Genomic DNA, 7,083 nt, shown 5'->3' on the forward strand with positions numbered 1-7,083 from the left:
TGTAAATTTGCCATGGGAAAATCGTCATATCTATTGAAAATTATACTACTATTTAAGGCATTTTGTATAACTTTAAAAAATAGATTTACAAGCAATAAGGACTTTCATTAACTTTGCCCACGGGGTGAGGAGGTGAGGGGTGAGGTTCTATACAATTCTGTTGAAACACCCTCTTAGAGGTAATTCATGAATTACCTCTACTTTCCTTGTATTTTGTGTAAGTCCTGTGGTTGCCAAACAGCAGCGCTGATAATTGCCCAAAGTAGAGATAAAATATATATACCCCATAATGTGTTGATCAAATAAACCCAAGGAGTTTCTAACTGACCAATAGCGAAACGATATACACTCCATATTATACCTAAAATTATTAAAATAAACACAGTTAGTTGTGGCCAGATTAGCTGGAGATAGATTCCTGATTGTCGCTGCTTAGGTGTAACCTGAAATTTAATAGGTTGTCCGGTTAATACACTCCATGCAGATTGAATGAATAGGGGAAATAAAGAGATAGAATATTGTTCTGAACGCCATAATTCCGCAGCATTAATTCCCCAACCAGCGGCTAAAAAAGTCAACCTATTAATTATAAAAGCTGGAAGAAAATGGATAGTAAAATCAAAGCCATAAGTTTTCACGGGGATAGTTCCCGTAAAAAAATAGATAATGGGACAAGCAATAAAAATCAAAGTTGCAAACCCAGAAAAATAACTATATGTTGTCTTAAAATAGTGTAATCTTTGCCAAAATGTCAGTCCTGGTTTGGTGAGAGGATTTTCTCTCATTAACACTTGAATTGTGCCTTGAGACCAGCGCATTCGCTGTTTGAGGGTAGAACTTAAATCATCAGGAGCAAGTCCTTCTGCTAATAATTCATGATGATAAATTGATTTCCACCCAGAACTATGCAACCGCATGGCTGTATTCATATCTTCGGTAATACTATTGCTAGAAACACCACCAATTAATTCAAATTCATCTAATTTTTTGCCATCTTTGACAAATTCATCTGCAAAATATTGTAAACCCACACTAACCAATGCTTCTCTTCTGAGGACTGCATTTGTACCTGTGTAGAAAGCTGAATTCATGCCATCTTTACCTTGTTGAATGGGTCCATAAAATAAATTGGCTCGATGTCCAAAGGGGTCTCCAGGGGGAATATTATAAAAATCTTGGGGAGTTTGTACAAATGCAATGCGGTTTGACTCATATTTTCCTGAATACAAATTATAGGTATAGAAATATGGCAAAACTCGCTTTAAAAATGCTGGTTTAGGAATATGATCTGCATCTAAAGTCAGAATAAAATCCCCTGTGGTTTCTCCAGAAAAAATGGCGTAATTGAGATTACCTGCTTTAGCATGATGAGGTACTCCTGGTTGTTTAGGACGGGCAATATACCGTAACCTAACGAGTTGCACAAGTTCTAATTCTTTTTGACGAATTGCTAATTCTAATGCCCTGCGTTCATGATTGAGATGTTCATATATAGTTGATTTACTGCCATGATGACTCTTTTGATGTTGAGGATTTAACCAGAGAATAAACTGTTGTAAACTGTGGACAAATCTAGCGGGAATATCCTCGAAAGTATTTTCTGATTTAGAAGATGATTTTTGCAGCCATTCTTCAGCAGCTTTTACGTCAGGTGCTAGATTTTCTAGTTGCTCAATTCGTTGATTTAAAGTAGATAATTCCGCGTCAATTCGATTAGCTTCCTGTTGTAATAATGGTGACTGTAAATCCTCTAGAGCTAATCTTTCTGACATGGCTCGCATTTGTTCAGAATTACCATCATCTAATACATATACACGCAGCTTTGTGGTTGGATAATCTATTGCTAAAGCTGCTCTAGCAGTTTCTTCCACCATTTCTGATGGCTCATTATAGCAGGTGATAAACACATCTACAGTTGCCCAATCAGAGCTAGGAAGGGGTGGGCTTAACTGGTGAAGGGACTTAACTTGTCGGACTATAGGCCGCCATAGTCCAATGACAAACATAACTCCCCCGAAATAGCTGTAAATTTCCGCCAGCAATAAAGGAATAGACAGCCATAGAGCATCAAAGTTGATAGAATGAGTTATCCGCCATTGTAAATACCAAGCCCCCAAAATTAAGTTTATTTCCGCTAAATACCGAAAAAGTAAGGTTCTTTTTTTCAGTGTTGAACGGCTATTACCGGAAAAATTAGCTGCATCATAGCTAGAGGACGCTGAGTTCATTTTGCTACCAAAAATAAAATTTAGATTAGTCAATTAGCGGTTGTTTGTTTCTCTAGGAGTCCCGTATTTGATTTTTGATTGGACTATTCCCATGGTGGGCTATAGCCACCCTATAGTCCTTGATATTTTTTAGACATCATTTAAAATTCCTGTAGCTTGGTAAAGTAGAGTTGTTATTTAATGTATCAGATTTTTGGTGTCATTTCTAACGATAGCGAAATGATTCTCTCTTCTCTAGCACTTTAGTCCCCTGAATGGTTCTCAAATTTTATTTGTAAATGATACAGCAACACCGTCACTACAAACTATTAAGATGGATTGCATTGTTCCTAAGTGGGGCATTTCTGCAATTTTTGTTCTGTGTGCCTACAGCATCTTTAGCACAAAATTCTACTCCTAATGGCTGTAGTCAAATTTCAGTGCCTCTGACACCAGAGGAACAGACTTACGCTCGTGCAGCTTGGCAGTATTTTGTCAATAACTATCAAGCAAATACAGGGTTTACTAATTCTACTGGTGGTTATCCTTCTGGTACTCTCTGGGACATTGGTAATTACCTAATGGCTTTGAATGCAGCGCGGTGGATGAATTTGATTAACCAGTCGGAATTTGATTCGCGCTTTAACAAATTTCTTACCAATTTTGCTAATCTTAGTTTATTTGAAAACGCTTTACCAAATAAGGTATATAATGCTGCTAATGGAAAAATGACTGATTATGGTAATAAACCTCTAGAAAAGGGTCTGGGTTGGTCTGCTTTGGATATTGGTCGCATATTGGCTGCTTTTCATATTATTGGCACTTGTCATCCTCAGTATAAAAATTGGCTAAAGGGAGTTCTCAGTAAGTGGCAGTTAGCAAGATCACTGAAAGATGACCAACTTTACGGAGCGCTTGTCTTACCTAATGGTAAAACATTGTTGGTACAAGAAGGGCGACTTGGTTATGAGGAATATGCTGTTAGGGGTTATGAACTATGGGGATTTAAAGCACCCAAAGCGGCGGCTTTAGAGCCTTTCAAACTTGTAGATATTAACGGTGTGAAAATTCCTGTTGATACCCGTGATTTTCAAAGCACTAATGCTAATAATTATGTAGTGAGTGAATCTTATATTCTTGATGGTATTGAATTTGGCTTAGAAGGTTATTTAAAAAAATATGCTGCTGACATTTTAGAAGTACAAAAGCGACGCTTTGAATCTACGGGACAACTAACTGCTGTTTCTGAGGACAACATTGATCAACCTCCTTATTTTCTCTACAATACTATATACTCCAATGGAGTTGCTTGGGCGACAATTACGGAGAAAAATAAGTCCTATACAGAGTTGCGGAATATTAGCACTAAAGCTGCCTTTGGCTGGCGCTATCTTTACCCAGGTAATGCTTATGCTCAAAAGGTTTTTGATGCGGTTAAGGATTTACGTGATCCTAAAGGTGGTGGATTCTACGCTGGACTGTATGAAGAAACAAAAAAACCTAATAAATCCTTGACAGGTAATACTAATGGCCTGATCATGGAGATTTTATATTATAAGGCTAGAGGAAATCGTCCCTTGATTGGTGGTAGTGGGGTGAGTTTTGCAAAAATACCGTCTGGTGATTCTAAACCCCCAGATTCTAAACCCCCAGATTCTAAACCCTCAGATTCTCAACCCTCAAATTCTCAACCCTCAAATTCTCAACCCTCAAATTCTCAACCCTCAGATTCTAAACCTTCAGATTCTAAACCACCTGCTGCAAATTCCCCAACTCCAGCCCAAAATCCTATTCCCATAAATGTTACACCTGCCCAGACTAATACAGCGACTAACCCACCACCGCTGATAGTTAAACCTATTCCATCATTGGGTGTCCCGCAGCCAGCTAAACCATTACCTAAACCTTTAACAGTTGTGCAAAGACGTTACGCTCAAGCGGCCTGGAACTATTTCTCTGCTAATTCTCAGCCTACAACAGGATTGGTGAGCGATCGCTCTGATGTTAAGGGTTCAACATTGTGGGGATTAGGAGATTATCTAACAGCGCTCAATGCAGCATGGGCAATGGATATAATTTCTCCCAAGGAATTTGATCAGCGCATTCGACAGTTGTTGGCTGCTTTAGCGCAGATACCGCTGTATGCGGGGGAATTACCGAGTCGGGGTTATGATCCGCGAACATTGCAACCAGTAGATTATGGTGGTAATCCAGTTCCTGAAGGTACTGGTTGGTCGTCTTTGGATGTGGGAAGACTATTAGCAGCCCTTTATAATTTAAAAACAGATCATCCCGAATACACGGAAGTTGTTGATCAAATTGCTCTCGATTGGTCATACTTGCGGGTTGTGCGGGAAGGTATTCTTTCTAGTGCTAATGTCACCAAAGATAAAAGTGGGCGGTTAGTCCCGAGAATTAATCCTGAAACCCGTTTGGGTTATGAAGAATATGCTGCTAGAGGTTTTCAATTGTGGGGGTTTAATGTTGATAAATCTGCTGTGGGTGGTGAATATAAAACAACATCAGTGGAGGGGGTAGAAGTTCCCATTGAACGGCTTCGTAAAGATACAAAATCAAAGGTTAATCAATATACCGTTAGTAATCCTTTCCTGCTGTATGCTCTAGAGTTTGGTTTAGATCCAAAAATGCGATCGCTCTTTACGGCAGTCTATCAAGCTCAAGCCCAACGCTACCGTAATACTGAGACTCTGACTGCCTCAGCTACTACTCTCATTGAGCGTCAACCTTACACTGTCCACAGTTCAATTATTGGTCAAAATCAGCCTTGGGTAGCCTTAGATGATGATGGTAAACTACTACCAGAGGGAAGATTAGTCAGTTCGGCTGTGGCATTTGCCTATTATGCCTTACTGCCTAAGGATAGCTATACTCAGGAATTAATCAAGGCAACAACGGACTTATATAACCCTTTGCTGGGCTTTTATGAAGGTTTTTATGAAAAAACAGGTAAAACTGCTCTTGGTTCTACTAGTAGCACTAACAGTATGATTCTACAATCTTTACTGTACACGGCAACAAAGCAACAACCCCTCCTCCGTCCTAATACGGATATGAAATCACCCTGGTGGCAAGCAGTGGCCGATGGTAATTCTGGTCGGGGTCTACCGAATACTACTACTCCAAAAACACAATTTGTGAGTAATGGCACTGAACATTACTGGATTACTGTCAAAGATGGCACGAATTAACTTTTGCATGGTTAGATACTTGAGGTTAGAATTACTTTATTCTTGTCGCTATGAAAGAGGAGATAAATGATCATGCGTCTACCAGATGAACCTGATATACCAGCCCAAATTAATATTGTACCGATGATTGATGTCATTTTTGCGATTTTGACATTTTTCATTATGTCAACTTTATTTCTAAATCGTTCCGAAGGATTACCAGTTAATTTACCCAAAGCTGGCACCGCCAAAACCCAATCATCAGCCACACCCATTACTGTTACAATAGACTCAGCAGGGGATGTAAGTTTAAACCGTCAGCCTGTGACCCTAGATACTTTACCAACCAGGGTACAACAATTAAAGGGAAAAAATACAGAAGTAGTTGTAATTATTAACGCTGATCAAAGTGCCACTCATGGTCAAGTTGTGGTAGTTATGGATAAAGTGCGTCAGGTACCAGGGGCAAAATTAGCGATCGCTACTCAAAAACCCTAACCATTGAGTTATTAATTACTAGAGGTATTCTACTTAACCTGTGATTTTTGCTTTTGATTTGTGAAATGTAAAAAATAACCGCCACTTTTAAGGAGGATAGACTATGACTATTTGGGTAAATGAGCAAATTGATCCTTCTGGGATGATTCATGCCTGTATTGCCTGTTGTAACGAGTCTCAGGCACTTGATTGTCATCAGTCATTTAAGAATAATTTAACCGCAGTACAAACAGCAGCAGGCTGGATTGCCAAATTACGGACAGTGAAATCTTGGGACGATGTGCCAGTTAATGCCTTAAAACTTGATTAATCTGGAGAAATCGCCTCTGGTTTGAAAATTGTAAATTCATCGTTCTTTATCTGCGTTTATCTGTGTTTAATCATTAAACATCTCCTAATACTTTTCGATTAATCCTAAAACTCTTTTTTTTGATCAACCACTCTAGAGAAATGTTTTGAGTCTTTGCTAATCAAGATTGTCGGGAGATACACAACTAACGTAGTTAAACCTTGGTCAAACAGTGTCAATTGCTGATAATTCGCTCTCTGATTGACCTGACTTCAGGTTCTAGAGTCTAGGGCTTATCCTTGCCCGTTATCGCTTCGGTTTCCATTAAGGAATCCCGAAACTTCTGACTTCTTTCTAACAAGATTTTCTTTACATCGGAATGTTTCATATATCGAGTGATTTCAACATCACTCATTCTTGCTAGAATATTGTCAGCAGCATTAGTATCTGAGTGCATTACGACCCCATCATGTCCGGTAAACTTGTCACCATTTCTACTACCCGTTAAGGTAGCAAATCTGGAGTCAAGTTGTGACGTATATGCACTATTAACAGTAACAACCGTGCAACCTACACGGGTTGAAACTTGTTTGAGAGCATCCGCAACTACCCCCTTGCACCATGAAGAAACATTTCTCTTCATGCGTTTTCGCAAGGGCTTTTTGCTTTTTATTGCTTCCGTCAAATCTTCAAAAGCTACCTTGATTGCATCAGTCATCAAGTGATATGTAGCCGTAAAAACTATTGTTTGAATCCTACCTTGAAATGATGTTTCTCGGTTGTTCCACTTGATTTTACCGAGGTTATTCCGTTTGATTCTATCGGCTTTGGCACTATTCCCTTTGGCAATAGACTTGTCAAAAACTGATTTGATTTTGTGACGTTTAACTTGTTTCGCTGT

General features: G+C 39.0%; 4 protein-coding genes and 1 pseudogene. 3 read left to right on the forward strand and 2 right to left on the reverse strand.

The features are described 5' to 3' along the window. Nucleotides 1-197: 197 nt before the first annotated feature. Nucleotides 198-2,228 carry a glycosyltransferase gene (locus tag H6F62_RS13505; RefSeq protein WP_190372254.1) on the reverse strand — a complete coding sequence of 677 codons (2,031 nt, stop codon included), beginning with the start codon at nt 2,226-2,228 and terminating at the stop codon, nt 198-200. A gap of 278 nt (nt 2,229-2,506) precedes the next feature. Here H6F62_RS13505 and H6F62_RS13510 point away from each other — a divergent pair, with 278 nt between their 5' ends. The 3 genes from H6F62_RS13510 (at nt 2,507) to H6F62_RS13520 (ending at nt 6,203) form a co-directional block, all read left to right on the forward strand. Further along, a complete protein-coding gene (locus tag H6F62_RS13510) occupies nt 2,507-5,416 on the forward strand; it encodes a DUF3131 domain-containing protein (RefSeq protein ID WP_190372255.1) in 2,910 nt (969 codons plus the stop codon). 72 nt (nt 5,417-5,488) lie between these two features. Continuing rightward, nucleotides 5,489-5,893: a biopolymer transporter ExbD gene (locus H6F62_RS13515; RefSeq protein WP_190372256.1), complete on the forward strand. Its 405-nt coding sequence runs from the start codon at nt 5,489-5,491 to the stop codon at nt 5,891-5,893. Between the two features lie 103 nt (nt 5,894-5,996). Next, on the forward strand, nt 5,997-6,203 hold the full coding sequence (locus tag H6F62_RS13520; protein ID WP_028082131.1) for a hypothetical protein: 207 nt from the start codon (nt 5,997-5,999) through the stop codon (nt 6,201-6,203). Between the two features lie 265 nt (nt 6,204-6,468). Here H6F62_RS13520 and H6F62_RS13525 read toward each other — a convergent pair. Continuing rightward, nucleotides 6,469-7,083: pseudogene (locus H6F62_RS13525) on the reverse strand (addiction module component); the annotation flags it as partial.

It is taken from the genome of Anabaena sp. FACHB-1391 (assembly GCF_014696755.1).
Taxonomy (GTDB): domain Bacteria; phylum Cyanobacteriota; class Cyanobacteriia; order Cyanobacteriales; family Nostocaceae; genus Dolichospermum; species Dolichospermum planctonicum.

Coding starts and splice junctions, on each gene's coding strand:
- H6F62_RS13510 (WP_190372255.1), top strand. CDS start 2,507: ATGATACAGCAACACCGTCACTACAAACTATTAAGATGGATTGCATTG.
- H6F62_RS13515 (WP_190372256.1), top strand. CDS start 5,489: ATGCGTCTACCAGATGAACCTGATATACCAGCCCAAATTAATATTGTA.
- H6F62_RS13505 (WP_190372254.1), bottom strand. CDS start 2,228: ATGAACTCAGCGTCCTCTAGCTATGATGCAGCTAATTTTTCCGGTAAT.
- H6F62_RS13520 (WP_028082131.1), top strand. CDS start 5,997: ATGACTATTTGGGTAAATGAGCAAATTGATCCTTCTGGGATGATTCAT.